Annotated in this window: 31 protein-coding genes and 1 riboswitch; of the genes, 24 read left to right on the top strand and 7 right to left on the bottom strand. The window is 35.3% G+C overall.

Features of this window, described 5'->3' with window-relative positions:
• Positions 1 to 20 precede the first annotated feature (20 nt).
• Positions 21 to 758, top strand: a complete 738-nt coding sequence (locus tag DFO73_RS08905; RefSeq protein WP_110064420.1) for a restriction endonuclease — start codon at positions 21 to 23, stop codon at positions 756 to 758.
• A 414-nt stretch (positions 759 to 1,172) separates the two neighbouring features.
• Here DFO73_RS08905 and DFO73_RS08900 read toward each other — a convergent pair whose 3' ends face one another.
• A complete protein-coding gene (locus DFO73_RS08900) occupies positions 1,173 to 1,508 on the bottom strand; it encodes a helix-turn-helix domain-containing protein (RefSeq protein ID WP_110064419.1) in 336 nt (111 codons plus the stop codon).
• Between the two features lie 148 nt (positions 1,509 to 1,656).
• Here DFO73_RS08900 and recJ point away from each other — a divergent pair, with 148 nt between their 5' ends.
• The 10 genes from recJ (at position 1,657) to DFO73_RS08855 (ending at position 15,419) form a co-directional block, all read left to right on the top strand.
• Positions 1,657 to 3,318: a single-stranded-DNA-specific exonuclease RecJ gene (recJ, locus tag DFO73_RS08895; RefSeq protein WP_110064418.1), complete on the top strand. Its 1,662-nt coding sequence runs from the start codon at positions 1,657 to 1,659 to the stop codon at positions 3,316 to 3,318.
• Between the two features lie 10 nt (positions 3,319 to 3,328).
• Positions 3,329 to 5,179, top strand: a complete 1,851-nt coding sequence (locus DFO73_RS08890) for a TniQ family protein (protein WP_181395962.1) — start codon at positions 3,329 to 3,331, stop codon at positions 5,177 to 5,179.
• Positions 5,180 to 5,637: 458 nt separating this feature from the next.
• On the top strand, positions 5,638 to 7,311 hold the full coding sequence (locus DFO73_RS08885; RefSeq protein ID WP_110064416.1) for an ATP-binding protein: 1,674 nt from the start codon (positions 5,638 to 5,640) through the stop codon (positions 7,309 to 7,311).
• A 99-nt stretch (positions 7,312 to 7,410) separates the two neighbouring features.
• A complete protein-coding gene (locus tag DFO73_RS08880; protein ID WP_258309348.1) occupies positions 7,411 to 8,361 on the top strand; it encodes a TniB family NTP-binding protein in 951 nt (316 codons plus the stop codon).
• Positions 8,362 to 8,424: 63 nt separating this feature from the next.
• Complete coding sequence (locus tag DFO73_RS08875; protein ID WP_258309347.1) at positions 8,425 to 10,497, top strand: Mu transposase C-terminal domain-containing protein; 2,073 nt, start codon at positions 8,425 to 8,427, stop codon at positions 10,495 to 10,497.
• Between the two features lie 68 nt (positions 10,498 to 10,565).
• Complete coding sequence (locus tag DFO73_RS08870; RefSeq protein WP_181395961.1) at positions 10,566 to 12,383, top strand: TniQ family protein; 1,818 nt, start codon at positions 10,566 to 10,568, stop codon at positions 12,381 to 12,383.
• A 173-nt stretch (positions 12,384 to 12,556) separates the two neighbouring features.
• On the top strand, positions 12,557 to 12,718 hold the full coding sequence (locus DFO73_RS28560; protein ID WP_181395960.1) for a hypothetical protein: 162 nt from the start codon (positions 12,557 to 12,559) through the stop codon (positions 12,716 to 12,718).
• The gene (locus tag DFO73_RS08865) at positions 12,708 to 13,229 is read left to right on the top strand and encodes a hypothetical protein (protein WP_110064414.1); all 522 of its coding nucleotides are present in this window, start codon (positions 12,708 to 12,710) and stop codon (positions 13,227 to 13,229) included. Before DFO73_RS28560 ends, DFO73_RS08865 begins: the two co-directional genes overlap by 11 nt.
• Positions 13,226 to 13,579 carry a hypothetical protein gene (locus DFO73_RS08860; protein ID WP_110064413.1) on the top strand — a complete coding sequence of 118 codons (354 nt, stop codon included), beginning with the start codon at positions 13,226 to 13,228 and terminating at the stop codon, positions 13,577 to 13,579. The genes DFO73_RS08865 and DFO73_RS08860 overlap by 4 nt, the downstream gene beginning before the upstream one ends.
• Positions 13,554 to 15,419: an AAA family ATPase gene (locus DFO73_RS08855; RefSeq protein WP_110064412.1), complete on the top strand. Its 1,866-nt coding sequence runs from the start codon at positions 13,554 to 13,556 to the stop codon at positions 15,417 to 15,419. Before DFO73_RS08860 ends, DFO73_RS08855 begins: the two co-directional genes overlap by 26 nt.
• Before the next feature lie 187 nt (positions 15,420 to 15,606).
• Here DFO73_RS08855 and DFO73_RS08850 read toward each other — a convergent pair whose 3' ends face one another.
• Positions 15,607 to 16,059, bottom strand: a complete 453-nt coding sequence (locus DFO73_RS08850) for an NAD-binding protein (RefSeq protein WP_110064411.1) — start codon at positions 16,057 to 16,059, stop codon at positions 15,607 to 15,609.
• A 133-nt stretch (positions 16,060 to 16,192) separates the two neighbouring features.
• Positions 16,193 to 16,342: riboswitch (cyclic di-AMP (ydaO/yuaA leader) on the top strand.
• Between the two features lie 77 nt (positions 16,343 to 16,419).
• Between DFO73_RS08850 and DFO73_RS08845 the strand changes: the two genes are divergently transcribed.
• The 3 genes from DFO73_RS08845 to DFO73_RS08835 all read left to right on the top strand — a co-directional run bounded on the left by DFO73_RS08845 (position 16,420) and on the right by DFO73_RS08835 (position 18,750).
• Positions 16,420 to 17,076 carry a potassium channel family protein gene (locus tag DFO73_RS08845; RefSeq protein ID WP_110064410.1) on the top strand — a complete coding sequence of 219 codons (657 nt, stop codon included), beginning with the start codon at positions 16,420 to 16,422 and terminating at the stop codon, positions 17,074 to 17,076.
• 2 nt (positions 17,077 to 17,078) lie between these two features.
• Entirely contained in the window at positions 17,079 to 18,401 is a 1,323-nt protein-coding gene (locus tag DFO73_RS08840; RefSeq protein ID WP_110064409.1) for a TrkH family potassium uptake protein, read from the top strand.
• 139 nt (positions 18,402 to 18,540) lie between these two features.
• Complete coding sequence (locus DFO73_RS08835) at positions 18,541 to 18,750, top strand: cupin domain-containing protein (RefSeq protein WP_110064408.1); 210 nt, start codon at positions 18,541 to 18,543, stop codon at positions 18,748 to 18,750.
• 233 nt (positions 18,751 to 18,983) lie between these two features.
• On the opposite strand, the gene DFO73_RS08830 is transcribed toward DFO73_RS08835, so the two are convergent.
• Positions 18,984 to 19,199 (bottom strand): hypothetical protein, encoded by a 216-nt coding sequence (locus DFO73_RS08830; protein ID WP_258309346.1) that lies wholly within the window; start codon positions 19,197 to 19,199, stop codon positions 18,984 to 18,986.
• Between the two features lie 361 nt (positions 19,200 to 19,560).
• On the opposite strand from DFO73_RS08830, the gene DFO73_RS08825 reads away from it, so the two are divergent.
• Positions 19,561 to 19,746 (top strand): hypothetical protein, encoded by a 186-nt coding sequence (locus DFO73_RS08825; RefSeq protein WP_110064407.1) that lies wholly within the window; start codon positions 19,561 to 19,563, stop codon positions 19,744 to 19,746.
• Positions 19,747 to 19,771: 25 nt separating this feature from the next.
• Here DFO73_RS08825 and DFO73_RS28555 read toward each other — a convergent pair whose 3' ends face one another.
• The 3 genes from DFO73_RS28555 to DFO73_RS08815 form a co-directional block, all read right to left on the bottom strand.
• Positions 19,772 to 19,936 (bottom strand): hypothetical protein, encoded by a 165-nt coding sequence (locus DFO73_RS28555; RefSeq protein WP_181395959.1) that lies wholly within the window; start codon positions 19,934 to 19,936, stop codon positions 19,772 to 19,774.
• A gap of 5 nt (positions 19,937 to 19,941) precedes the next feature.
• Positions 19,942 to 20,970 carry a hypothetical protein gene (locus DFO73_RS08820; RefSeq protein WP_110064406.1) on the bottom strand — a complete coding sequence of 343 codons (1,029 nt, stop codon included), beginning with the start codon at positions 20,968 to 20,970 and terminating at the stop codon, positions 19,942 to 19,944.
• A gap of 100 nt (positions 20,971 to 21,070) precedes the next feature.
• On the bottom strand, positions 21,071 to 21,313 hold the full coding sequence (locus DFO73_RS08815; RefSeq protein ID WP_110064405.1) for a hypothetical protein: 243 nt from the start codon (positions 21,311 to 21,313) through the stop codon (positions 21,071 to 21,073).
• Positions 21,314 to 21,427: 114 nt separating this feature from the next.
• Here DFO73_RS08815 and DFO73_RS08810 point away from each other — a divergent pair, with 114 nt between their 5' ends.
• The gene (locus DFO73_RS08810; protein WP_110064404.1) at positions 21,428 to 21,718 is read left to right on the top strand and encodes a hypothetical protein; all 291 of its coding nucleotides are present in this window, start codon (positions 21,428 to 21,430) and stop codon (positions 21,716 to 21,718) included.
• On the opposite strand, the gene DFO73_RS08805 is transcribed toward DFO73_RS08810, so the two are convergent.
• Positions 21,710 to 22,036 carry a hypothetical protein gene (locus tag DFO73_RS08805; RefSeq protein WP_110064403.1) on the bottom strand — a complete coding sequence of 109 codons (327 nt, stop codon included), beginning with the start codon at positions 22,034 to 22,036 and terminating at the stop codon, positions 21,710 to 21,712. The two genes, DFO73_RS08810 and DFO73_RS08805, sit on opposite strands and share 9 nt — an antisense overlap.
• Positions 22,037 to 22,338: 302 nt before the next feature.
• On the opposite strand from DFO73_RS08805, the gene DFO73_RS08800 reads away from it, so the two are divergent.
• The 8 genes from DFO73_RS08800 to DFO73_RS08765 are packed head-to-tail and all read left to right on the top strand — an operon-like array spanning position 22,339 to position 26,145.
• Positions 22,339 to 22,707, top strand: a complete 369-nt coding sequence (locus DFO73_RS08800; RefSeq protein WP_258309343.1) for an ATPase, T2SS/T4P/T4SS family — start codon at positions 22,339 to 22,341, stop codon at positions 22,705 to 22,707.
• The gene (comGB, locus tag DFO73_RS08795) at positions 22,694 to 23,725 is read left to right on the top strand and encodes a competence type IV pilus assembly protein ComGB (RefSeq protein WP_110064402.1); all 1,032 of its coding nucleotides are present in this window, start codon (positions 22,694 to 22,696) and stop codon (positions 23,723 to 23,725) included. The genes DFO73_RS08800 and comGB overlap by 14 nt, the downstream gene beginning before the upstream one ends.
• On the top strand, positions 23,725 to 24,081 hold the full coding sequence (comGC, locus tag DFO73_RS08790) for a competence type IV pilus major pilin ComGC (protein WP_110064401.1): 357 nt from the start codon (positions 23,725 to 23,727) through the stop codon (positions 24,079 to 24,081). Before comGB ends, comGC begins: the two co-directional genes overlap by 1 nt.
• Positions 24,078 to 24,518: a competence type IV pilus minor pilin ComGD gene (comGD, locus tag DFO73_RS08785; protein ID WP_110064400.1), complete on the top strand. Its 441-nt coding sequence runs from the start codon at positions 24,078 to 24,080 to the stop codon at positions 24,516 to 24,518. Before comGC ends, comGD begins: the two co-directional genes overlap by 4 nt.
• Complete coding sequence (locus DFO73_RS08780) at positions 24,502 to 24,831, top strand: phosphatase (RefSeq protein WP_110064399.1); 330 nt, start codon at positions 24,502 to 24,504, stop codon at positions 24,829 to 24,831. The genes comGD and DFO73_RS08780 overlap by 17 nt, the downstream gene beginning before the upstream one ends.
• Positions 24,782 to 25,261 (top strand): competence type IV pilus minor pilin ComGF, encoded by a 480-nt coding sequence (gene comGF, locus DFO73_RS08775; RefSeq protein ID WP_258309340.1) that lies wholly within the window; start codon positions 24,782 to 24,784, stop codon positions 25,259 to 25,261. The genes DFO73_RS08780 and comGF overlap by 50 nt, the downstream gene beginning before the upstream one ends.
• The gene (gene comGG / locus DFO73_RS08770; protein ID WP_110064398.1) at positions 25,251 to 25,634 is read left to right on the top strand and encodes a competence type IV pilus minor pilin ComGG; all 384 of its coding nucleotides are present in this window, start codon (positions 25,251 to 25,253) and stop codon (positions 25,632 to 25,634) included. Before comGF ends, comGG begins: the two co-directional genes overlap by 11 nt.
• Before the next feature lie 13 nt (positions 25,635 to 25,647).
• The gene (locus DFO73_RS08765) at positions 25,648 to 26,145 is read left to right on the top strand and encodes a shikimate kinase (protein ID WP_110064444.1); all 498 of its coding nucleotides are present in this window, start codon (positions 25,648 to 25,650) and stop codon (positions 26,143 to 26,145) included.
• The last annotated feature ends 89 nt before the right edge of the window (positions 26,146 to 26,234 follow it).

Raw genomic sequence — 26,234 nt, 5'->3', positions numbered from 1 at the left:
AAAATCAAGGACTGATTATATTGAGGAAGGGAAAACGACCATATAAAAAAAGAGCGGCCAGGATAAGGTGGAATGTTAATTTCATTTTTTTGATGATAACAGTTAAAGTACTTTTGGTCATCGTTAGCAATATTTATGCTTTTTTTTCAGGACTAGATGTTTTCGGATGGCTATATGCAACGATTGTATTAAGTGTATTAGCTTTGTTATTTTGGATGTCCCAAAGCTATGAAAAGCAGATGAATGAGAAGAGATTCCTTCAGAAGAAGTTAATTTTAGAAGAGCAGAAACAAAAGCAAGTCCAAAGGATGAAAGAACAGACAACTCTTGAGAAGTTGAAGCAGATGCACTGGCATCAGTTTGAAACTTTTATTAAGCAGCTCTATGACTTTAGAGGATATAAGGCAACATTGACTCCTGCTACATGTGATGGCGGGAAAGAAATCATTTTAATAAAAGATAATGTTATATCTGTTGTGGAGTGCAAGAAATACAATTCTCCAAAAGTCACAAGACCTGATATCCAAAAATTCCATAGTGCAATACTGGATATGAAAGCTCAAATAGGCTATTTTGTAACAACAGGCGAGTTTACTAAACCAGTTATGGAATATTGTAAACATAAGCCGATTGAGTTAATTAATGGTGAGACACTAGTGAAGCTAGTTATGGAAACCGTTAGACAATTTGAGGAAACAGAAAGCGGGAAATTACTCTACACATCAATGGAGTTTTTAGAAGGAGAACCTGTTAATTAGTGAAATAAAATACAAAAGGGAAGAGGTTTCATGCTCTTCCCTTTTGTATTTTATGTACATAAACTCATGATTGGGATGTTTTATTTAGTGAGAATAAGCTTCTGTTATTATATTCTTCATTACCTTTTAGATATTAACCATGGCTGAAGAATTAATCGTACTATTCCATAAAATTATTAATGAATATTGAGGGTTTACTGGGTTGACCAACATTCCTTAAAAATCAAAGGTATTAGTAATTGATTATCAATTATAAAGCTTTGTCTTTTCATGAAAATATTACCCCCTACTTTAAGATGAATCACTTAGGAGTCCCCAGTTTTATCCAACAAAAATATTCATTCTTATGAACTTTATGTTCATGAGAATGAATATTTTTTGTTTATTACGTACATACCATTAGTAGGAATAATTTTACTTTTGTCTTTTCATGAACAAGGGAATGCCGCGTTCCAAATGATTCATATAGTAGTCGGCAACTTCGGGGTGAGATTCTTGAAGGGTGATTAACATCTTATTCAATTGTTGGAGCCGAAGCGAAAAGGGATCATTTAAGGTTCCGTTCTGTTCAGCTGGAAAGAATGAAAAATCTGTTTGCAATTTCTTTAAAAATGAAAGGGGAATGGTTTCGGCTTTCCCTGTTTCTAAATTAGAAAGATAGCCAACTGAGACATTCATGGTTTTGGCGAATTCTTGAATTGATAAACCTTGATTTTTACGCAATAGGCGGATTTGCTGACCGATGTCCATTTTCAAAGTTTCACCTGCTTTTTTAGATTTTACTCTTAATATTGGTGCCTTCAATCCTATGTAATTACTTCTATTATACAGAGGATTGGAAGAATGGTGGTGGTGATTTTAATAAAAATTCTAAAATATCTGAAAGGAAGAGTTGGATATGGAGAATTGGATTAAAAGAGACAGTAAGCTTACAAGTAAAGAAAAAAATATCATTCAGTATTATGCCAAGCAATTGTCGCTAGACCCATTTATCATTCAACTATTATTTCTAAAAGGAATAAAAAATTTTATCGATATCAATCGTTATTTGTCCTGTGATCCTTCCTATTTGATAGGTCCTTATTATATTAGGGATATGGATATGGCTGTAAAGCGTATTTTTCAGGCAATAGAACGAGATGAATTGATTGGTATTTTCGGTGATTATGATGTTGATGGCATGACTAGTACTTCAATTCTTTATAAAGGTTTAAAGGTTTTAGGAGCAAATGTAGAGTTCCTGCTTCCGAAGCGCTCGGATGGATACGGGCTTTCCGTTGAAGCTGTAAATCGGTTTGCTGCCAAGGATACTGCCTTAATCGTGACGGTGGATAACGGATCTTCAGCACATGAAGCGGTTCGCCGTGCGAAACAAATCGGTATGGACGTGATTGTAACGGATCATCATGAAATCTTAAAAGGTCATCCTCCATCATTAGCTTTTATTAATCCAATGAGAAGTGATGAGCGGACACCTTTTAAATCACTTGCAGGGTGTGGGGTGGCATTTAAACTTGTGCATGCTCTGTTGCGGGAAAAAGGAATTTGGGATATGCATATTTGGAACTTTGTAGAATTGGCCGCATTGGGGACTGTCGCTGATATGATGCCACTAACGGAAGAAAATCGTGTGATAGTTCAATTGGGGATAGAGAAAATGAATGCTGGTCCTTCAAAACCTATCAAAGTCCTTAAACGACTGCTGGGGATTGAACATGTAAATAGTCAGACAATAAGTTTTTCTTTTGCTCCTATTTTAAATTCCCTTGGGAGGCTAAGTGATCCAAACTTTGCGGTTCGACTTTTTACATCTGATTTTAACGAACAAATGTTGGAGGAACACTGGAATAAGCTAATCCGCTTAAATGATGTACGAAAAAAGATGGTAACAGCTCAAGTTAGACAGGCGGAGGAGTATATTCAAACAAATAATTTATATGAACAAAAGGTTATCACTGTGATTGGTTCCTATACAGACGGACTTGTTGGAATTCTAGCCGCCAGGATTGCCGAAAGGTATAAAAAACCTGCCATTGTGCTCACTGAAAATGGGAAGGGATCAGCTCGATCAGTGAATGGATCAACATTTTCTATTGCTAATACCATAGAACGGTGTGCTGAACATTTGGTTTCGTATGGAGGGCATCGGGCGGCAGCAGGATTAACAGTTTCGATAGATTGCTATTCCCAATTTTGCAGTGATATCCAAAAATATGCGGCGTTGGAGCCAGCCATAAATGTTCAATATGTTTACGAAATGGAATATTCACTTTTTGATTTTCCAGTAGATCTCTATCAAGATTTACTTTCCTTAGAACCATTCGGTGAAGGGAATCCGCTACCTCTCTTTAAGAGTAAAAAGCTTAATATTAATAAACTTACTCATTTTGGTATGAATGAAGAACATGTGAAATTCCATTTCGGCCGCAGGAATGCACTACTTTTTTTTAGGGGGCTTGAAGTAAAAAGCTTTGGACAAAGCAGTAACTTTCAATGTTTATACAGCCCGAGTTTGAATTCAGAAAATGACTTCATCATTAAAGATTACTTTACAGGGTGAGATGATTAAAATGAAAAAACTAATTAACCGTCCCTTAATGTGTAAGGGGGAATGTTTATCTAGTTATTTGTTTCGCTTGAGCAATGCTAATTTTTATGGAGGTCCATTTCCATTACTAACAGAACTTCAGATTGATTGGTCGAATTATGAGGTGAACAGATTTGACTTTGAAAGCTGTGTCCGTGTTTCGGAAAAATGTGACATCTCAGCTGATAAACTGTATCAGGCATCTAATTTATCCTTTGAAGCTTCCGTAGGAGACTCAGCAAAAAAAATGTTGTTGCTTAGGAGAAATATTAAGTATTGTCCTTCATGTATAAAAGATGAGACGTATTTTAAATCATTATGGTTTTTTAATGCATGTACTGTCTGTTTGGATCACCGAACAAATTTAGTACAGAATTGTGAAAACTGCGGTGATCTAATTACGCTTAAGAATTTCCTAAAGGGTTTTTGTAAAACCTGTAAATTTGAATTTGATAAAGCCAAAGGAATTCTAGTGGCGCCTGATTGCTTACTGTACCTTTCTCAAATAGAAATCCAGTCCATTCTGTCAGGGGGAAGAGGTGTCGTGTTTCAAGGATTATCAATAAAAGATATATTTGAGTTTTTTAAAGCAAATTTAAACATTCTTGAAGATTTACAATCACATGTTAGTGACAACAAAAATTGTGTGATAACTAACCAAAAAAAATATTATTCGAATAAAAACTTTGGAGAGGTTTTAGCGAACATTTTCTGGATGTATTCAAATTTTCCTTCTAATTTTTTTATAGCATTAGATGAGTTTTTTGAGTTGCCTTTTGAAAAAAGAAGACGTAGAAAAAAAGAATTTGAAAAAATTTTAGAAAAAGAAAAATGTCAATTTATTAAAGATGCCTATAAGGATTTTCAGAATAGGCAAATTCAAAAAGGAAATGTGCCAAAAAATATAGCTTGCTTTGATATAAAAACTTGTAACCAAGTTAACAGGCGTTATGTGACTAAAAAAGAAATCAAAGAACAGTTTGGACTTTCTCGGTTAGAAGTAGATTTTTTGTGTGAAAATTTGCCGAAAAAATATTCTCAAAAAAGTTCATCTTTCCACCGCTATAAAATTTCTGTGATTTCAAAGGCGGTTGAGGAATTAAAACATAAAAAAAATGCAATAGTTACAAAAAGAGAGGCTGCCTATCTTTTAGGCACAAATGTAGATAACATTTTACCATTAGTAAAGGAAGGGATTCTTAAAGAAATTCCCTTTATGACAAGAAACTTTATTTGTAAGAAAAGTTTAAAAATCCTTCAGAGCCTATTTGAACCCAATTTAAAAGAGGAGGGAAATAAATATATTTCTCTCCAGCGTGTATTTGATAAGTATGCAACAAGTGGTATTTCACTTCTTTCGATTCTTCATTCTTTAAATCAGAAAAAAATAAATTCTTATGCGAACAAAGGAGGTGCAAAATTAAATGAATTATATTTTTTAGAGGCAGAAATTGAACAGCTACTTATTGAGAAAAAAGAACAATTAAAATACACGGTTGGTTTAAATCTAAAAGAGGCAGCAACCAATTTAGAAATGAGCGAAAATACCGTTAGAATCTTAATCGATAATCAAATGCTTAAGGCCGAAGAAATCCTAAAGTCTTCTTATCACAATAAGAAAGTCATTATTGAGGAGAAAGAAGTAGCTAAATTTAAAGAAAAATATTTAACTACAAAGCAGGCATACAAGCTATATCAAAAAAGCCCTGCATATTTTAGAAATTTGATATACAAAAGGAAGTTAAAGAATCATCTACATGGAAAATGCAAAAAAGTATTGCTTCTAAAGGATGAGGTTGAATCCTTTTTTCAAAAAATAAAACCAAAAGGATAATTTAATTTTTCTCTCAAAATTATAATCTCTTTTATATATAAAAAATCAGAGAATATTATGTAAAGATGTTTTAATGCTATTTTATATTTTTTTGATAAAAATTAAAAAAAGAAGAAAATATATAAACCTTTAAATATACCATGCATTTTTTAGGAGTCAATAGATATTGGTCTTGTTACCTTTAATTACCAAAATATTTATCTGGACCGATGGGAATCGAGGGGGCTATAATGTGAAACTGTAACGTCAGTTCCTTCCAGTTACGGTGGGGAAAATCTTCGTTGCGTTACTTTCAATGAGCATTTTTGGAGGAGGTGGTAAATATGAAAAAGGTAACCTGTCAATTAAGAAAGTGCATTTGCTTTTACAAGGAGTAAAGAAATGCCTTCCAAAGCGAATCTAGATATGTTCCTATACTTGTCTTGTGCGGGTTCTAGGAATTAAAAGGAGTGTATAAAGTGAGGGAGTTTGAACAATTTGGTCTGAACAGCTTCAGAGACCGACTGTTAAATTCTGATCATAATTCTTTGTTAAGTAAAGCGGTAGTTGATTATGTTCATCTGGATATTATGGTGGTTGATGAAGCGAGTCAGCTCTTTATGGGGAGACCATGGGTTACAATCATATTTGATTGGTACTCAGGTTATCCGTTAGGTGTTCACATCGGCTTTGAGTTGCCGTCTGAAAAAACGGTTTTATTAGCATTAAAGAATGCTATCTTACCTAAGGAACCTTTATTGAAAAGGTATCCTAGAATAAAAAATAACTGGCATGCCTATGGTGTACCAGAAACCCTAATCGTTGGTAGCGGTCTTGAGTTTACTGGTAAACACTTGATGGAGACATGCCAATTACTAGGGATTAATTTGTTTAAAATAAACAAAATCAATAAAATCCCTGGAATTAGAAGTTCATTTGAGAAATTCTTTAAAACAATTGCTAAAGAACTATCAAATAATACCTCTAAAAAATCTGGTAATATCCAAAATAAACCACAGATTAGCTTTGATTTATTTCAAGAAGTCTTTTATATGTGGCTTTTGGATATTTACAATGTTGATTTTAACAAATCAGTGGGCGGATCACCAGACGCAAATTGGCGGCAAAATATGAAAAATACGCTAATTCCAGTTCCGTCCGAAAATTTGAAAATCTTTTTCATGCAAAAGGGCGAAGGGAAGGTTCAACAGAGCGGTCTTCATGTTTTGAAGTTAACATTTATCTCTTCTGAACTTTCGTCACTGTATCGTAAGCTATGTCAGGAAAAAAAGGACACTTTTGTGGAATATAGGATCGATGAAGGAGATCTTTCTTCCATTTATATTTTTGATCCGTTGAACAAGAGTTTTTTAAAAGTACCTTGTAAAGAACAGGAATATTCTCAAGGTCTTTCCTTAAAAAAGCATTTGCAGATTTTGAAGTTGATTCGAGCAGGAAAGAATAAAGCGGATCTTGATTCTTTAATCACCGCAAGTAAAGAGATTGAATCTCTAAATGAAAATTGGCTAAAACCCAAAATAAAAATCGAAGGAGATCGAAAAATGGCTAAATACACACATTGTAATCTGAATAATCAGTCAATTACTCGACTGGCACCCATGGACACTGTTGAGAGGGCAATGGAATTGATTGATCAATGTCATCATTCTAAAGAAAACACTGGCGAACCAAAAAGTATGTTTCTAACTGGTCCAACTGGTTCAGGAAAGACAACGATTATCCATAATTATGTACAGAAGGTGGGCAGAGAGAAAGTGCTGATTGTTAAGACTCCTGCATACTGTTCCTTGAGATCATTCCTTGAAAACCTTTTAGGGGAAGTTGGGGATTCTACTCCATCAAAAGGATCTATTGTTGGAATGATGAGAAGGTTTATTGATCTATTTCACCAACAAGGCTTCGAACTTATCATTATTGATGAAGCTCAACACTTGTTCTTGGAGAACAATCGCCGATACTACGAGTTATTAGATATGTTGGTCCAATTGATGAATCAAACAGATGCTCCATTTGTATTTGTTGGGGTAAAGTCTGCCAAACATATCTTTGATGATAATGTGCGGTTATATAGGCGGGTTCCAATAACATTGGATTTAAAGACTGATGAAGAGCTTAAGAGAGCTAGCTTATAAGGGAAGGTTATTCTGCTTTCCCTGCTCCTTAGAAATATTATAAAGGATGGTGTGAAAAGAGATGGGCTTACCATTTGAAGTACAGCCTATCTCTCCTATATGAATGAAATGATTGACAAAAATGTAATACAGGAACTTTCCATTGACGAAAAAATGGCAAAGATAAAAAACATCAAGATTGTTCACCCGAGATTTCAACAAGGATTGGATAGAATACGTAAATGCCATTTGTCTTTAGAAAGTTCTCCTGATCCGCAGTGTATGTTAGTGACAGGTCCATCGGGTTCAGGGAAATCAACCTTATTTAACATCTATGCACAAATGTATGACAAGCTTATTTATGATTCCACGAGAACGAAAAAAGTTATTCTCTGGGGTGAAATTCCTAGTCCTACACGAATCAATACGTTTCTTGAAATGATGCTGGAAATGCTTGGAGACCCTTATCCTACAAGAGGGACAATTGGGAATAAAAATCACCGTCTCGTAAATTTAATTAAAGATTGTCGCGTAGAGCTTATCATGTTAGATGAATTTCAGCATTTTGTAAGTTCAGTTAATAAGAAAGTAAACAATGATGTAGCAGAATGCTTCAAATCACTTGTTAACCGAACGAATGTCCCTGTGGTTTTGTTTGGATTGGAAGAATCAGAATTAGTAATAAATGAGAACGTTCAGTTGAAACGACGCTTCTCCATGCGGCACCCGATTTCACCTTTTAGTTATGATAATCCGAAAAAGGTAGAAGAATTTCGAATGTTACTTAATCATATTGATCAAATGCTTCCATTTAACGAATTTTCAGGTTTAAGACATGAAAATATCGCTGATCGAATGATGTATGCAACAAATGGCTTAATGAATTCCATTATGAAAATTATTCGTGAAGCTGCGTTAATAGCTGTTAACGAAAATCGTGAAAAAATTGAATTAAAAGACCTTTCTGATGCATATCTCTTACATTCCGCTATTTTAAAAGGAAAGAAAGAAAATCCTTTTGTAGAAGAAAAATTCATTTACCCTCATCAGGATGTTAAAAGAAAAAAATAGTCTATTGCGGGTTACCTTCTGTTTAGATTTGCATCATTAGAATGCCTAAGGAGAGTGAGCAGCATGTATAAGATATCTATTGGCCGCGGTACGCGCTTTCTGTTAAATGGGCGGTCATATGAGGTAACAAGAAAAATTGATAAGGATTCCTTTGAGGCGGAGGATCTTAGTTTTGAAGGAGTTAAAGAGAAATTTACTAGAAGGGATTTATTAATAAAGCTGGAAATGGGTCAACTCCAATTTAGTGTGAAGGGAAAAAACACTAGCAAGAAGGGGAAGAAACCGTCAGAAGAAACAATCATCTCTGCCGACTTTGATGATTTCCACATGTTGCCAGAAAAGGTGAAGGAGGAAGCCCTTTTCCGTAAAGAGGTTATTGATCCTTTGATAGGACTGAATGTAAAGTCATTAAGCAAATATGTAGATCAGCGAGAAAAGGAATTGGCAAAGGAAGGGATATCCGTTTCTAGGGCTTCGATTTACAGGTGGTTAAAAGCTTATAAAGATAGTGATGGCTCTATTCACTCTCTCGTGTCTAGTGCACATAAATGCGGTTCCAAAGAAATGAAACTTCATAAAGAAGTGGAATTGATTATTGACCAGGTGATAGACGAGCTTTATTTAACGAGAGAGAAAACCTTACAAAAATCAATTCATACAATTGTCTTCTTTAAAATTGATGAGGTTAATAAGGAAAGAGCAAGGCGCGGGGTAGAACTGCTCAAGCATCCATCGCTTTCTACCGTTCGCAGGAGAATTTATCACAGAGAAGCGTTTGAGGTAGCAAAAGCGCGAAAAGGTACCCAATATGCCAGATCTAAATATGGGCAGGTTCAGAGGAACGAAAAACCAAGGTATCCGCTTCAGCGAGTGGAGGTTGATCATACTCGGCTAGACCTATTTGTTGTCGATGATAAAAACCGTTTGCCAATTGGTCGACCTTGGTTAACCTCTGTACTGGATGTTTTTACTGGTTATCCGTTGGGATTTTATATCGGGTTTGAACCGCCATCTTATACATCAGTAATGCATGCTCTGAACCATGCCTTTTCAACGAAATTTTATATGAAGGATAAATATCCAGATATAGAGAATGAATGGTTAGCCTATGGGTTACCAGAATTGTTAGTCGTGGATAACGGAAAAGAATTTCGGAGCAAACATTTAAAGGATGTATGCATAGAACTGGATATTGAATTGTATCATTGCCCAGTTAAAGTACCCTGGTATAAAGGAGCGGTGGAGCGTTATTTTCGTACTATCAACCAATCATTGATCCATGAAATACCAGGTACAACCTTTTCTAACGTAATCGAAAAGCGGGATTACAATCCAAAAAAGAATGCCATAATCGGTTTTAATAAATTTCTTCATATCTTCCATAAATGGGTAGTGGATATTTATACTAAAGAATACCATAAAGGGGTAAAAGGGATTCCTGCCGAAATCTGGAGTACAGCATTTGAAAGGGTGCCAGATCCATTAGTGCCTTCTACAAAACTTAACTGGAGTATCATTTTAATGAAATTGGGATCAGGTACTATCCAAAGGACAGGCATTCGGGATCGGTATCTGTTTTACCAATCAAAGGATTTAATGAAGTTGCAGCGTGAATTACGCAAACAAGGTTTACCGAATCAGGTGAAGTATAAATTTGACCCTACTGATCTATCGAAAATCTATGTATATGATGAAATGAACAGAAATTATATTGAAGTACCTTGTACAGATCAGGAATACACTGAAGGGCTGAACGAATATTCTCATCGTGCGGTTATCAAAAAACTTAATGCTGACCAAAAGAAAGTCGATATGCATCAACTGGCTGCTGCCAAAGCAGAATTGCTGAGAATGGTGCAAGAAGAAAAACACAAGACCTTAAAAAGTCAACAGCAGGCTGCACGGATAAGCGGTGTCGGGTCCAATGAAGAATGGCAGGAACCAGCAGCCCACAAAGAGAAGAAGGTTAGCGAAGAGACAGTCACGATTGTGAAAGCAAATGAATCTCATAATCAAACCTCAAGTGAAGATTTAGTGAAAGTGAAGCCAAATCATCATAAGGCAAAATCCGCAAAAGAACAAGCCATTGAGGATTTCGATGATATTGATTTATCTAAGTGGGGATTCATTTCCTAAAATTGAAAAATTCATGAAGACAAACCTTTGATATAGAGGGGAGTCTTCTTTTTTTGGAGGACAATAACGTGTTTAAAAGACCATTAAATATTATCAAGCCAAAAAAGGATGAAAGCTTATATTCTTTTCTTTACCGCATCGCTCTTGCCAACCACTATGAGCATATTGGCTCTATGCTAAAAGAAATAGGTACGACCCTCTATTCAGCTAATTGCAATTACTTAAACGGCGACAAATGGGAGCGTGTGGTTCTTGATTTACTTAACAGGATGAGTGTAAATACAAGGAGCCTTTTATTAAATCACTTTAATGTATCCTTTTTTGGTGGGAAAGTGGAAGAATTTGATTATCGGCGGGTGTACAATCAATACCACGTAAAATACTGCCCAGAATGTTTGAAAGAAAGTTTTTATTATCGAATCTATTGGGATATATCTTTGATCACCACATGTGTGAAACATGAAAGGTACCTTATTGACAGGTGTCCAAAATGCCAGAAAAAAATAAGAGCTTCTCGAATCATGAGGGATAAATGCACTTGTGGAGAAATTTATACGAGTACTTCCGCAGTAGACAGGCCAGACCAGGAGGTACTAGAGATTCAAAAAGTGATATTCCAATTATTAATGGAACCAGATACAACGTTGAATCTTAAAGGGGTAGGGGAATTAACGGAGGTTGACTATTTCTTTTATCTGCTTCATTTCGCGGACTTAATCGATAACCTTAATGGCGAGGAAGATCTTTTTGATGTAGATAGTATTATGGTGAAAAAAGTCAACTTTTCACTTCGAAATACACTTCCTAGAGACATTAAAATGATGACCGTGATATCAACAGCAGCACACCGACTTGTTGTATCACCAGACCATTACCTAGTTAGCCTCATAAAGCTGATGGATGACTTTAAAAAGATGCAGCCCTGGACTCATAAGTGGGATGTTTTCAAGAGGATAATAGATTCCAAGTTTGGTGGTGTCTATCATGATGCTTACACTGATTATCTCATTAACCTCAAGACAGAACATATCAATCAAAGAGTAAAAGTAAAACCGAAAAAAGTTAAAAAAAAGTATGTTACAAAATCTGAAGCGACAAAAATGTTAAAGTCTTCACATGAAACGATGACAAATCTTATTAAGTACGGTCTTTTGGTGCAGCATGAAACCATTGTAGACGGAAAATCTATTAAACTAATAGAGGTTTCGAGTATCGATAGGTATAAGAAATTGAGGGAAGAGACAATATCTCTCCAATCAGTCTGTAAAATGACTGGGCTCACCTTTCATGCAGGAAAGCTGTTTGTCGAAAAGGATATCATACATGCTCTTCATGGGCCTCTTGTGGATGGGTATCCGAATTGGCTCTTCAAAAAGAAAGATATCGAGTCCTTTTTAAGGAAAGTGAAAAAATGCTGTGTACCTCTAGAAAATGAAGACGATTGGATTTCTTTAAAGAATGCATATTTCCGTTTCCGTCACACTGACCTTAACCTTTCAGACTTGATGTTGTTTGTTTTTAATGGCACATGTAAAGCGGCAATCAAACCAGGCGGAGAAAATTTGAAGGATTTGATGATCCATAAGGAAGATTTCCTGGGTATCTTGAAACAAATATTGGAAGAAAGATTGATGCAGAAAGGATTTTTGTTAAGAGAGGCTGCTATCGTTCTTCATTGTGATGTAAAGATAGTAAAGGAACTAATAGCAAGTGGCAGATTTGCTGTTTCATTTGAAGAGACACACCCAAATGGGGATCAAATGCTCTTTGTAAGCAAAGTGCAGGTAAAGGATTATTTGATTGCGGAGAAGAAAATGGAGGCAATGGCAGCTGATCGATATCTCGATGAATACTTGTATAAGTTGGTTGCCAGAACTATGAAGTAGAGAAATGCCTTTTGGGAAGGATGTGATGTATAATCGTATCCTTCTTTTTTATATAGCAGATTATGTCGCCTTTAAATCATTTTGAAAATACAGCTCTTAATAGAGTCATATTTTAATATAAGGAAAAAATGGTATAATTGAGGAAAAAATATAGCCAGAAAGGGAGAAAAAATATGGGATTTACATTAGCGGATGTAGTCGGATATGTTTTAACATTTGTTGTCGGGGCTTTCTTCGGTGGAAATATCCAAAAAAATAGAATGAAAGTGAACCAAAATCAAAGTGGTAATATTGTTGGCGGCGATATTGTCGGTAGGGATAAGAATGAAAAGTAAAGGAGTGAATCAAAGTAACAATGATGTAGGCGGCGATATTGTTGGAAGAGATAAAATCACTATTGTTGAAATCAAGAAAGAAATCTCGAAGCCAACAAGTCCGCTTAGAAGTGAATTGAATTTTGAAATCAACGGAGATGAAAATAACAGTACCTTATTAAGGAAGCTGAAAGACGGAGAAGTAAATCCATTTTTGAGAAGGAAGGCTTCACAGAGGAAATTGGAAACATTAAAGATATTACTAGATATGTGCAAAACAGACAGCGGGAGAAAAATAGTAGCGGATATTTACGAGAATCTAACTGCTATGATTGAAAATAAATATTTAATGCATATGGATGAAGGGGAGCTTCTAAAAACAAACATGGATCAAATTCATGAAGATTTTTCGGAAGTTATTAGCAAGTATGAGCATTTAGTCGTCATTGATGAATCATTTTTAACAGGTTTACTTTATATAGCGACTTCAAATTGTGCAATTATGTGGAAGTTAGAGGAAGATGTTTCATGAATAGCACGATGATTGTAAACAGAACGACGGACTGGTTTGTTTTTGATGATATTCATAATGACCCCTTTTATCTTTCGATTCTTCTATTAGAGAAGCTATCTACTAGGACAAAGATGGGATTAAAATATGATCGGCTGCAATTGATAAATGATTTAGTCGATCAAAAGAGCGTGAAATCATTAAAGACATTAGACCAGGCGATTGTTTTATTATCGAGTCGATCATTAATTGAATTAAAAACGCATAAGGATGGGTTAACTACAACGATATATATAAATGAAAAAGGAAAAAGGGCGTTAGAGGGTTTTAGAAAGGAATTAAAAAATGCAACTTCAAAAAATAAAGGTTAAGGGGCAATTAGGGTTAGAGCTTGAGTTTGATCAGATTAATGTCATTTTAGGCGAAAATAACACAGGGAAATCCACTTTAATGAATTTAATTATCTATGCTTTAGGCAGCAGAGTGGATCATTTTATTGACGAAATTAAAAGCGGCTTATGTAAACAAGTTGAATTGGATGTTCAATGTAAAAGCGGTAATTCATTTCGAATTATTCGGGCATTACCAAAATCCGATGTAGTGACGATAACTCCATTTGATGAGCATAATCAATTATTGGAAGAAGAAATCGAGTTACTAGAACTCGCGGAGTTTTCTGATTTTTTATTGGAGGAAGAAGGGTATAATGCCTCAACGATATCTTACGGAAAAAACAATAAAGCATCTCTTAGATTATATTTTTTGTTAAGAGCTGTATTTGTAGATCAAAATACTCCAGCTTCTGAAATCTTGGCGAATATCGGTGGAGATGGAAGCAGCTTCTTAAATAATCAAAAACTAATTAAAAAAGCGGTGATTGAGGAATTATTAGGCAGGGAAAATAATCAGGTTCAGAAATTACGTTTCGAATTACAACAGTTAATCAAAGAGAGGCAAGAAATAAATTCAAAACATAATTTTATTAAGGAAATGATTGAACAGGAACTGAACGAACATAAAAATCTAACTAAAGATATAAAGAAGATACAAAAAGAAATTGAAATAATTGAAGTCGAAAAAAGTAAACTTTCTGAATCACACACTAATTATCTATTGAAACTAAAAGGAATAAATGAATGGAATCTTGATGAGGACATCGTCTCGCTAAAGCAGCAAAACGAAAGGATAAATGATCATATTCGCAGCCTTAAATTAGAAATTATGGATGTGGACAATGTTAAAAAACAGGCAGAAAACGAATTAGAAGCACTTAAGAAAAAGATTGTAGCCCGCCAGTTCTTAACACAGATACCAGTTGACAGCTGTCCAATCTGTTTATCTGATTTTCAACCTGCTCATCAAGAAGGGATATGTCCCCTTTGTAATGCGGAAGTAGACCCTTATAACCAGGAAAAAGCGCTTCAGTATAAGAAATTGCTGGAAGAATCCATTGTTGAATCAAGACTGATTAAAGAGGATCTTGAGCAGGAGTTGGTTTCGGAAATATCTCAAAAAGAAAAAAATACTAAGGTGATTGATGAAAAGAGGAAAAAGTATCTTGAAGAAATGAAGAAAATGAAAACCCCTCTAGAGGAAATAATACAATCGATTAAGGATCGGTTTGAATATTTAATTCAAAATGGTGAGGTGTATAGAAACTTTTTGAAAACGTTGGAATCCGAATTGGAAATTCGTTCACAGAAAAAGGATGTTAATGGTACCATCTCAGAAGTGAGAGAAGAATTAACAAACCTTGAAGGTAGTGCCTCGGTTTCGGATATACATAAAATAGAAACATGGGAAAGTCTCTTCCGAGATACCCTTCAGTATATTTTTGGAGATGTGCAAAAAGCGTCATTAGATGAAAACCTTTTGCCTTTAGTGGATGGAAATGAAATGAGAAACGTTTCTTCGGCTAGCTTAAAAGTAGCGGCACGATTGGCTTACGTCTTATCATTATTTAAACTCAAAGATGAAGAGGATATTCACATCAACCATCTGGGCTTTCTTTTATTCGATTCACCTAGGGATAAAGATTTAGATCAAGATAAGTTTAAAAGGTTTCTTGAGCAAGCGAATGATATTGATAGCGGGCAACTGATTTTAACTGGGAGTATTAAAGAAAAGGATTTATATGAAAGCGTCTTTGAGGATGAGAAATTTTTAGTGCGTCTATATGATGATGACAAGTTATTGAAGAAAATAGATTAATACAAGGGTATTATTTATTTGAATCGTACACACTAATGAAAGGTGTGTACTTTTTTTGCTTTGAGATTAATGTGTTTGCCTAATAGGGATATTGTTATTGTATGTTTTATGATTTCGTAAAGAATAATTGGTAACCTTGCGGTCGTAACGTATGCGAAGTCCAAGAAACTCGGGGATTGAGATTCCCTTATAAGCGTCTTATCTTGCTTATAACAGAATTTGCAAATATTTCACTAGTATATATCACTTTATCAGCTCCAGCTCTTTTAGCGTTTAGAATTTGAGTATTCGAAAGAATTTCTATAACAGTATAAACTGAAGGATTTAACGACTTTATTGCTAAAAGCGAAATAATCGATTTTGAATCTGAAGTTGCTTCTGAGGAGCGTCTGTCTGCTGTAATGAAGACAGCATTAATGTGATGGATGTTAGATTTTTTTAAAATCTTATCATGCATGGAATTGCCAGAAATAAATTGAATTCTAGATGAATATTCGGGTTCCTCTTCAAATGATTGATCTATTACCATCACTTTTAATGCTGGATATATTTTTGTTAAGACTTCAATTAAATTTTTGGATCTCTCGTTCCAGCCGATAATAAGGATGTTATTAAACTTGGTGTGATTAAAGTTTTGCATGATTTATCACGACCTTTACATATTTGTTTTCATCATTAACCATTTACTAAGATCATAAACCAATGAGATTTATTTTAATTATAATATTGACACAACAGAATCCTAGGAGTATTTTATAGATATTATTTTAATATGAACCTTTTTGCTGAGTCTTTATGAGCGGGGGAACCATTACTGATAAACATAGTTTATCTTGGGGTGAATCTTAGCATATTAAGCTAAGAAGGGATACTCTCAATCCCTAATCCGACAGCTAACTCCGTAAGCGCTACCGAGAGAAGGGTTAATGATGTCATTGACCATTCTTTTATTAAGAATGGTCTTTTTGTGTGCATTTCTGGAAAAGGAAGGATAATTCATATGAATAAGCAATATGCTGTTTTTGGTTTAGGACGTTTTGGTGGAAGCCTGGTAAAAGAGTTTCATGAATTAGGTGCCGAGGTTTTGGCAATTGATATCGACCAGGAAAAAGTTAATCAATATTCTCAGTTTGTTACTTATGCCTTACAAATTAATGCAATTGACGAAGAGGCTTTAAAACAAGTTGGGATTAGAAATATTGACCATGCCTTTATTTCCTTTGGTGAAAACATCGAGTCGAGTATCTTGACGTCCTTGGTGTTGAAAGAAATGGGAATACCAATAGTGTGGGCGAAAGCGCATAACGATTATCACGCTAGAGTTCTTGAAAAAGTGGGTGTTGACCGAGTTATCCATCCTGAAAGAGATATGGCAAAGCGGATAGCGAATCATATCGTTTCAGATAAAATTATTGATTATATCGAGCTATCAGAAGATTACAGTATGGTTGAAATCGTTGCTTCAGCCAAGGTCCATAACAAATCTTTATTAGATTTGGATATAAGAGCAAAATACGGCTGCAACATTGTAGGGATACAAAGAGGAAAAGACATTATGGTGTCTCCATCAGCAGAGGAGGTCATTTTAAAGGGCGACATCCTAATCGTTATGGGGCATAATTCTGATATTAACCGATTTGAGAAAGAAGGAGTATAAAGGTGAAATATCGTATTATCAAACTTAATCCCTCTCAACTGTTAATAGTGGTCTTTACCGTTTGTATCTTAGTCGGTACTCTTATGCTTAAGTTGCCTTTTTCAACAACGGAATCAGTTAGCTGGATTGACGCTTTGTTCACAGCTACATCCGCTATGACAGTTACAGGACTTGTTGTTGTGGATACTGAAACAGCTTACACTTTATTTGGTGAAATTGTCATCGCATCCTTAATTCAAATGGGCGGTTTAGGTATCATGTCATTTGCTGTTCTTATCTATATGATGCTTGGCAAAAAAATTGGAATCAAAGAGCGATTGCTTGTACAGCAGGCTTTAAATCAAACTTCTTTGGGGGGAGTCATTCAACTAGTAAAAAACTTGTTTATCTTCTCTATTACAATTGAATTAATTGCCATGCTGTTTTTATCCATTAGATGGGTGCCAGAAATGGGATGGGGGAAAGGACTTTATTATAGCTTTTTTCATTCGATTTCTGCTTTTAATAATGCAGGGTTTGCTCTATGGTCGGATAGTTTGATGGGATATGTTGGTGATCCTGTAATAAATATCGTCATAACTTTCCTCTTTATTATAGGGGGAATTGGTTTTACCGTATTATCAGATTTATGGCATAAAAAAGAATTCAAAAAGATGAGCCTCCACTCGAAAATGATGATTGTAGGAACTTTTGTCATCAATATTGTAGCGATGTTCATAATTTTTTCTTTAGAATATAACAATCCTAATACATTAGGCAGTTTGAATTCCCTCGGTGATAAAGTTTGGGCATCTTATTTCCAGGCGGTTACCCCTAGAACGGCTGGTTTTAATTCCTTAGATATTGCTGGACTACATGATGCAACCATCTTTTTGATGCTATTATTAATGTTTATAGGCGCTGGGAGTGCGTCAACTGGAGGAGGAATCAAGTTAACCACATTTTTGGTTATCTTATTCTCAGTTTTAACTTTCCTAAAAGGAAAAGAACATACAGTATTAGGTAAGAGATCCATTAGTTTAACTGTTGTTTTAAGATCATTAGCGATTTCAACCATTGGACTCTTTTTTATTTGTGCAGCTATATTTATTTTAAATATTACAGAAGATGCTCCATTTATTATGGTCGTTTTTGAAGTAATTTCAGCTTTTGGTACGGTGGGATTATCCATGGGGCTAACAGGATCACTTACATTTATCGGAAAAGTTGTCGTTGTTTTTATTATGTTCATTGGAAAACTTGGGCCGCTGACGTTAGCATTTTCCCTAGCCCATCCCGAGAAGGCAAAAATTAAATATCCTAATGAAGATATCTTAACTGGGTAAGCCTTGCTTATTTTATTCCAATATTAAAATTTGAAAGCCGATGACTATTTTAGACATCGGCTTTTTAAATTTCCAACGTTTCATCATCTGTAATTCCTTTTAAGGTAATGAAGTTTTTTTATGAAAAAAACTGGTATCAATGGAGTACGTTTTTACGGGAACACTGGCATCTGCGATTATGAAGGTTCCTCCAAATAAATCTTCGTCGGATAAACTTGTGGAACATAATGGAGAAGAGGTTACTTTTGTATTAGAGGGGAAAATTAAGGTGTTTTTAGATGGTGAAGAATACATATTATTAACGGGTGATAGGATCAAAATACCAGCATATTTGAAGTATGAATGGTAAAAACATTTCAATAAAAATGCTATATACTATTTTCGGTAACTCCTCCAGCTTTTTAAGGTCATTGTTGCACTACTGATCCAAGAGCAAAAGAACTAATTACCAATACGGGCAGCTTTTTTTTTGAATTAATAGGGGTAGGTGTGTGGAACAAGAGAATTAAACATTCCTCTCTCTTCTATGTATATTTGACCCAAAATATAAGGAGTAACCTACTCCTTTTTGGATGGAAGTTGTCAGCCACCTTCTATACAAGTTGCAGAGGAAATTCCAACAATGCTATTTAAATCTTTTAGAAGAGAATCAAGAATATGAGTCTCGACTATTTTTTCTAAAGCTTCTTCCAAAATGGGAACGATATACTTCAATAGAACATCTTTAGCATTCAATCGTAATGATGGCTTGCGTGATTGGATGGAATTCAAAGTTGAGAACTGAGTTAAAGCATACACACGGATGGAGCTCCAACCGTGTTTTTTAATATCCTAAAAACGGGAGAGGTGACAATGGATGTACAGGGTAACTGGAAGTGGGTTAAATCCTTTGTTTTTCCCAGAATAAATAGTGAAACCTCTTGAGAAAGGAGATTAGAATTATTTCAATAATAAAAGGAGGGGAAAGTTTAAAGGAAGAAGGAATTGAAAAGCAGCTTTGAATCATTTGCCTCTAAGCTATTATGTCCTTTATTTTCTGGTAGACATTTTTTAATGGACATGATGAATCAAAAGCAAAGGATATTTTCAAAAAGTAACATATTATGTTAGAGAGGAGGGTAAACATAATACAAATGGATACGTAGAAGGGGAGTTTAAGGTGAGAGTCTACCCATTACACTTAAGAAAAAAAAGAGGCAATTATGGCGAACCTTCATATGTACAACAAGAAATAACGAAGCTTAATGAGGGATTTGCTAATCTATTTAAGGACTTGGACGACTTAAAAGAGCATTTGGAATACATGGAAAATAAGTACATGAAAAAAGACGAAGGGAGAACGTAGTCCTTCGTCTTTTTATCTGTTATATTTATCGAGTGTTTACGACTTTTTTGATTTCTTTGTTGTATTGTTCTAATAATTTTCGATTTTCTTCCTGTCTATCGCGGCGGATTTTTTCAAAAGTACTGATAGTTTTTCCGCTATTTTCAGTCCGTTTTTTGCGTCCGCTGACCTTAACTACTACACGACCCATACGAATCAGCCCCTTTTCTTTTTACTTGTGTTATACCCGTACAATATAAAGGCTGTTGAAACTACATCCGCAAGTCTATCTATATTCATTTTACCTGAAGATGTTTGAGGATTCAATGCATGTTTATTCCGTTCATTCACAACCACAGTATAGACATAATTGATTCCATTCAATTCCACCACAAACGAAATAGTTGAATTGCTGTCCGTTTCCCAATCATAGCTTGACTCTAAAATCTTGATGAAAGAACGGCTTCTCAATCCTTTATCATTTAAATCCACTGTTTTAGGAATGTTCTTACTTCCTGCGGAAGGGTGCTCTAAGATGAGCTGATCTTCTTCTAATCGATAAATTGCATATTTTCCTGCTAGCTCCATCGCACTAATGGACAATGTGCCTTCTGTTTTTCGTCGAATCTTGTCCAATAACTTTTCAGACAAGGAGTTTACAAACTCTATTTCTTGTTCTGCTTCAGCAGGTAATTTTACAGAGTCATTCGCCATCTTTTTAAGATCTTTTTCTAATTTTAAAATCATTTCGTCTTTCTTTTCAATATCCTTGTCCCATTCTTTAAGTAGCTCAAACGCTTGTTTGAACCGAAAACCATTTCCGTTAATTAAATAGGGAGAAAACACTTCATATTCCCGTCGGTGATTAGCATAGGCACGGAAATGAAAAAAATCTTTCTTACTTTCATCAGTCATATCAAAAAGTGTTTTTATTTTTAATGCATAATTTGTTAAAAACAGCACCAAAACTGTGAGCACCATCGATAAGGTGATGAATCCAAGCGTAATATCGTAAAAGAAACACCACCCAATAAAACCCGTTACAGGTAAAATAATAAGTGCTCTCCAGCTGAATACTTCCTTACCAATGCCGTAAGCCTTCTTCCATTTTTTCTTATTCAAATCATGATCAAAATGGATATCATCATCAGCGACTTTTGGTATAGACTCTCTGATGGATTTTATGTATGGATCAAACTTGTCAGATGCCGCTTCTAAGTTTTCTAGTGCTTTTTTATTTACCATTTCCCCCAAGATCTATAACCTACTTTCCATTCTTTGTATATTGTCATTATATCAATTATTTTATGAGCATTTCATAATTTTTTGAAAAAATGTTACGGAACTAAAGGGTTACAGCTTCTCTTATGATGTTCGCTAAGCGGGCATCTTCAAGGGATACATAATCAGCCAGAAAGGATTTGGTCTGTGAAGAGCTTTCTTTTATCACCCGAAACAGCCTAATCATATTCAATGTTGTTTCGTGGTTATAAATGTTATGGAACATTTCTATTTCTTTTAGCAATTTTGAGATGCATCTGTTATTTTCTTCTTCATAAATGCGGATGTATTTGTTTGTATTCATCATAAATCTCCCCCCATCATTAGACAAAGGGTTATTTTTCTTTTTTTATTATTCATTTTGGAAAAGGAAAGAAGGTAATAACCCGTACGTAATGAAACCCATTGAAGAGGTGATGAAATGAGTCTAATTAAAAGTTTATCCAATGCAGGTCATTACAGCATAGAAAGTCTGTTGTTGTCTGAAGGATTTCAGAAGGTTGGAGATTCATACTGTTTGAAGATCGTGACCGATACGGTTACAATATCGATTGCTGTTGATAATAAATTAATGAAGATAGCCTATAAGAGGAAGGGGGATGCTTCATATATACAGTATGGATCATTATTTTATCACTACATATGCTTTTTTGAAAGGTATGCCATGTTACTCGAAATTGTTGATAAATTGCTTAATAAAGATTTAGATTAAATATTCTAATGTAAATGCGCCTGTTTTAATTAGAAGATCTTTCTTTAATATTGGTGCATCTTTTATATCAAATTTCCTGATGGAGGCTTTATTTTCTGCTGTACAATGACGGTTTGCATTTTTTAATCTGTAAGGAATAACTTTATTATCGATATAATAGAAATCAATGAATCTATTTGCTTCGACAATCGCATCTTCAAACAAAGACAATGGAATATCATTCTCCCAAAGATGATTCTCAATAAGGTAAAAAAAATAACTTTCTCGATTTGTTCCTACATATACTTTAAATAGATATTCTTTCCTGGTATTTGCCATGATGTTACACCTCGATTAGATTTAATATCTAATATTATAGGTTATTAGTGCTAATCAATAAAATGGTAAATCTCAAACATGGAATTTTTCGGCTCAAATTTATATACATGAATGTGAAAGTGCTATGAGGTAAGATAACAGAGGAATAAAATTGATTGAAAACGAATAATTTAAGAATTTTTTATCATCGTTCATGAACATTGATTTAGGGCGAAAACGTCCAGTCTCACTGTTTGTGACCATTTTTTTTGCTATCTCAGTTATTAGAACTTATGTCTTACAGCCAGTGAATTTTGGGGTAGTTGTATCAAGGGTTTGAAAGGATTTATATCTCATGGTTTGGGAACGATTACACCGAGTTTGGTGTAAATATGCTTGAAATTGAACAGACTCTTGTGGCAGTAACAGCGCAGCGGCTTGTAGAACTTACTTGCCCATATTGTGAGGAGGAATGTTCTTCTTATTGTTATGGGTATAGCAGGTGGAAAAGGGCAAGTGTATTTGAACTTCTTGCTGGAAGAGCACTTAATGCTTCCATAAAAGAGGCCAGAGGAGAGGCAAATGAGGTTAAATACCGAACGCTAAAGGAGGTAATAACAAAGGGGATTGCCCTTGGTTATATTAAGGAATCGGAATACAGCAGGTGGGTGCATGATAATGAAGCAACATAAATGGACCATTCAGGAACAAGGATATTTTCTAAAAAATACAGGCGATCTACTCTCAAGGGGATATCCATTATCCGAAGCTTTAGAATCACTTATACACCAGCTTCCGAGCAAAAGAAAGCAGGAGATAAGCCATTGCCTCTCTGAGCTGAAAGAAGGATACCCCTTTTATCAGATCCTTTCCAATATGAACTTTAATAAAAGCTTGATTGGATACGTGTTTTTTGCAGAGCAGCATGGAGGACTGGCCGCTGCGTTTCTGGAAGGCAGCGAAATGATTCTAAAAAGGGGGAAGGACATTGAGAAATTAAAGAAACTACTTGCATATCCTCTTTTCTTAATATTAATAACCTCATTTCTCTTTGCATTCGTAGACAATATATTATTGCCCCGTTTTTCTTCATTGTTTGTTTCCATGAAACTGCAGCCTAATTTCTTCACTAAAGTTGTCTACCTTTTAGGCGACTTTCTCCCTGGCTTAATGATACTAAGCCTTTTCAGCATTATGGTTCTCCTGGTTTACTACTTTTTCAGATTTCGAAAGTATTCTCCCCTTGATCAGAAGCGGAAAATTGTAAGGATTCCTGTAGCAGGCCCTTTTCTCCGTCTGTACTATACTCACTTTTTTGCCGTGCAGCTTAGCTATCTATTAGCGGGTGGCCTTTCTGTCTATGAGGCTCTAAGTTTATTTGAGCAAAATGATAAGCAGCCTTTTTACAAGGGAATAGGAGAAGCAATGAAAATGGATTTGAGAAAGGGGGAAAAGCTGGAGGATATTTTAATAAGTTTCCCTTTTTTTGAAAAGGAATTAACAAACATAATCAGGCATGGACAGAAAAATGGCAGGCTGGATCAGGAACTAATCTTTTTCAGCAAACACTGTTTAAGCCTGCTTGAGGCAAAAACAGAAAAGCTGCTCAAAATAATTCAACCGCTTTTGTACATGTTTATTGGCTTTTTAATTGTATCCATGTACCTGGCTGTCTTGCTGCCAATGTTTCATTTATTGGAGGGATTTTAATGAAATTACAGAAAATCAAAAACGCCAGGGGATTTACACTGATTGAAATGATGATTGTTTTGCTGGTTATTTCAGTGCTGTTAATCATCACAATACCGAATGTGACTAAACATAATTCAAAAATTAACAGCAAAGGATGTGAAGCATTTATACAAATGGTTCAAGCTCAGGTTCAGGCGTACGAAATAGAAGAGAAGAAACTCCCTGCAGATATTTCTGCTTTAAAAATAGCAGGATACTTAGAGGAAACTTCATGCCCAAATGGAGATGCCATTCAAATAACTGCAGAAGGAAAAGTTGAACGAACAACTCCTGCTTCAACAAGAGAGATTACATCAGATCCTTCAACGCCATGATTAGAAATAATCAAGGATTTACCCTAATTGAATCCCTCTTCGTCCTCAGCATATTCCTCATCATTGCCTCAATTACGGCTGTTTTGGTCAAACAGCATTTCTTCTACTTTGAAAAACAGATGTTTTTTTCCCAATTAAAATCTGATTTGCTGTATGCCCAGCAATATGCATTAACCCATCAAACAGATGTGGTCATCCAGTTTTTACCGGACAAGCATAAGTACACCGCACAGGTGAAGTTAGGTTCTGAAACTATTATTAGCCGTGAATATTCTCCTCAGTTTGAGGTAAGGAAGGGGACCATGCCTTTGTATTTTCAGTATGGACCAAGCGGGAATACGAATAAATTTGGCAGTTTCTATATCAGGGCGGGCGAGGAAAGGTACTTGATTACATTTTTAATAGGGAGAGGGAGGTTTTATGTGGCGAAAGAATGATGGCTTCTTCATGGCTGAGCTGCTTCTCTCCTTAACAGCCTGGCTGATTGTGGCGGGCGTATTTTTCCCTCTTATAATAAGGGCAATTGAGCACTCTGTTGAAATAGAACAGGAATTTGAAAGTACACAACTGCTTTATGAAAGCCTGCAAAAAACAGTGGTTGAAGGGCACTTTTCTTCCGGTGAAACTGTTAAGAAAAACCAAACTGTATATGAAATATTCCTGAAGGAAAGCTCAGAATTGACGGAGGTTTGTATTAAGTATGAAGACATATTCCAAAAAGCAAATGAGAAGTGTGAGATTTATAAATAGCAAAGGCTTTACCATGCTTGAGATGCTTTTTGCTTTTTCAATATTCTTGATGCTTGTTTCTTTTTTGCCGCTTAGCTTTAACTTTCTCTTTCACGACTGGAAATTTGAAGCGAGGACTCAGCGGCTTGAATGGCTGGTATTTATCAATCAGATGAAAAAAGAAGTAAGGCTTGCAGACTATGCAGATGTCTCAAATGAAAGAATAGCATTAGCGATAGCAGAGCAAAGCGTAGTCTATGAGAAATACGGTTCCAATTTGCGAAGGCGAGTGGACTTGAAGGGTCATGAAATTGTTCTCCAGGAAGTTGATTCTGTCTCCTTTACTAGTATAAACGGAGGCTTGGAAATGATAGTGAAAGATACTTTTAAGCAGGAATACACCGCTTCCCTTTATTACTATACAGATTCGGAGGTTTCGGATGTACCATAACGAGAAGGGATTTGTTTATCCTCTTACATTCACAATTATTCTTGCTGCTTTTCTTTTGCTAACGCTCCAATTGGAGCAGTATATATCGGAAAAAAGGATCACCGAAGAAGCAGGTACAGTCTTGAAGCAGGAATATTATTTATTAAATTCCATTAAAAGAACAGAAATCTTGCTGAAGGAGAAAAAAGAATATGATTTATCAGGATCTTATTATTTTGCAGGCGGAAACGTTACATATAGTATGTCCCCTCTAGCCGCAAGCTTGTATCAAATTACATTCAAAACAAAGATTGGCTCCGATTCTGAGATCACAACATACGCTTATTATGACATCGATTTGGAAAAAGTGATAAAATGGATTGAAAAAAACTGATTGGGGAAAAAGCATGAAATCAATTTACTTGATCGGATTCATGGGTGCAGGAAAGACCACCATAGGTAAAGAACTAGCGGCTTGTGTAAATGTAGCAGTAATTGATACTGATGAAGAGATTGTTAAACGGGAGAAAAAAAGCATAAATGATATTTTTGCTGAAGAAGGTGAAGAATATTTCAGATTTCTGGAAACTAAAACGCTGCAAGAGCTGAATGATCGGGAAGCTGTTATCACAACAGGCGGCGGAATAGTAGTGAAGCCTGAAAACAGGGAAGCTTTAAGACATAAAGGGAATGTTTTTTTTCTTTATGCAACACCAGAGGAAATATTCAAGCGGCTTGAAAATGACCAATCCAGACCGCTGCTTAAAGGTTATAAAATGAAGCTAATCCGTGAGCTTTATGAAGAAAGAATGCCTTTATATAAAGATGCAGCTAATGTGATTATCGATACAACCAATAGAGAAACTCATGATATCATTAAAGAAATTATAAACCGTTTAGAATAGTCCTTCCTGGACATACTTGTTAATGTCGATAATGTGAAACGTCTATATGTGAATGGGCGTCCTCCATCACTGTTAGTTGGTTGAACAAT

This window comes from Cytobacillus oceanisediminis, assembly GCF_003182355.1.
Taxonomy (GTDB): Bacteria; Bacillota; Bacilli; order Bacillales; family Cytobacillaceae; genus Cytobacillus; species Cytobacillus oceanisediminis_A.
This window is presented reverse-complemented; position numbering and strand designations above follow the sequence as displayed.

Bases quoted from the DNA above. Each gene is read 5' to 3' on its own strand.
- DFO73_RS08900 (WP_110064419.1), bottom strand. From the start codon at position 1,508: ATGGACATCGGTCAGCAAATCCGCCTATTGCGTAAAAATCAAGGTTTA.
- recJ (WP_110064418.1), top strand. From the start codon at position 1,657: ATGGAGAATTGGATTAAAAGAGACAGTAAGCTTACAAGTAAAGAAAAA.
- DFO73_RS08890 (WP_181395962.1), top strand. From the start codon at position 3,329: ATGAAAAAACTAATTAACCGTCCCTTAATGTGTAAGGGGGAATGTTTA.
- DFO73_RS08880 (WP_258309348.1), top strand. From the start codon at position 7,411: ATGAATGAAATGATTGACAAAAATGTAATACAGGAACTTTCCATTGAC.
- DFO73_RS08875 (WP_258309347.1), top strand. From the start codon at position 8,425: ATGTATAAGATATCTATTGGCCGCGGTACGCGCTTTCTGTTAAATGGG.
- DFO73_RS28560 (WP_181395960.1), top strand. From the start codon at position 12,557: ATGGGATTTACATTAGCGGATGTAGTCGGATATGTTTTAACATTTGTT.
- DFO73_RS08865 (WP_110064414.1), top strand. From the start codon at position 12,708: ATGAAAAGTAAAGGAGTGAATCAAAGTAACAATGATGTAGGCGGCGAT.
- DFO73_RS08860 (WP_110064413.1), top strand. From the start codon at position 13,226: ATGAATAGCACGATGATTGTAAACAGAACGACGGACTGGTTTGTTTTT.
- DFO73_RS08855 (WP_110064412.1), top strand. From the start codon at position 13,554: ATGCAACTTCAAAAAATAAAGGTTAAGGGGCAATTAGGGTTAGAGCTT.
- DFO73_RS08850 (WP_110064411.1), bottom strand. From the start codon at position 16,059: ATGCAAAACTTTAATCACACCAAGTTTAATAACATCCTTATTATCGGC.
- DFO73_RS08845 (WP_110064410.1), top strand. From the start codon at position 16,420: ATGAATAAGCAATATGCTGTTTTTGGTTTAGGACGTTTTGGTGGAAGC.
- DFO73_RS08835 (WP_110064408.1), top strand. From the start codon at position 18,541: ATGGAGTACGTTTTTACGGGAACACTGGCATCTGCGATTATGAAGGTT.
- DFO73_RS28555 (WP_181395959.1), bottom strand. From the start codon at position 19,936: ATGGGTCGTGTAGTAGTTAAGGTCAGCGGACGCAAAAAACGGACTGAA.
- DFO73_RS08820 (WP_110064406.1), bottom strand. From the start codon at position 20,970: ATGGTAAATAAAAAAGCACTAGAAAACTTAGAAGCGGCATCTGACAAG.
- DFO73_RS08815 (WP_110064405.1), bottom strand. From the start codon at position 21,313: ATGATGAATACAAACAAATACATCCGCATTTATGAAGAAGAAAATAAC.
- DFO73_RS08810 (WP_110064404.1), top strand. From the start codon at position 21,428: ATGAGTCTAATTAAAAGTTTATCCAATGCAGGTCATTACAGCATAGAA.
- DFO73_RS08805 (WP_110064403.1), bottom strand. From the start codon at position 22,036: ATGGCAAATACCAGGAAAGAATATCTATTTAAAGTATATGTAGGAACA.
- comGB (WP_110064402.1), top strand. From the start codon at position 22,694: ATGAAGCAACATAAATGGACCATTCAGGAACAAGGATATTTTCTAAAA.
- comGC (WP_110064401.1), top strand. From the start codon at position 23,725: ATGAAATTACAGAAAATCAAAAACGCCAGGGGATTTACACTGATTGAA.
- comGD (WP_110064400.1), top strand. From the start codon at position 24,078: ATGATTAGAAATAATCAAGGATTTACCCTAATTGAATCCCTCTTCGTC.
- DFO73_RS08780 (WP_110064399.1), top strand. From the start codon at position 24,502: ATGTGGCGAAAGAATGATGGCTTCTTCATGGCTGAGCTGCTTCTCTCC.
- comGF (WP_258309340.1), top strand. From the start codon at position 24,782: ATGAAGACATATTCCAAAAAGCAAATGAGAAGTGTGAGATTTATAAAT.
- comGG (WP_110064398.1), top strand. From the start codon at position 25,251: ATGTACCATAACGAGAAGGGATTTGTTTATCCTCTTACATTCACAATT.
- DFO73_RS08765 (WP_110064444.1), top strand. From the start codon at position 25,648: ATGAAATCAATTTACTTGATCGGATTCATGGGTGCAGGAAAGACCACC.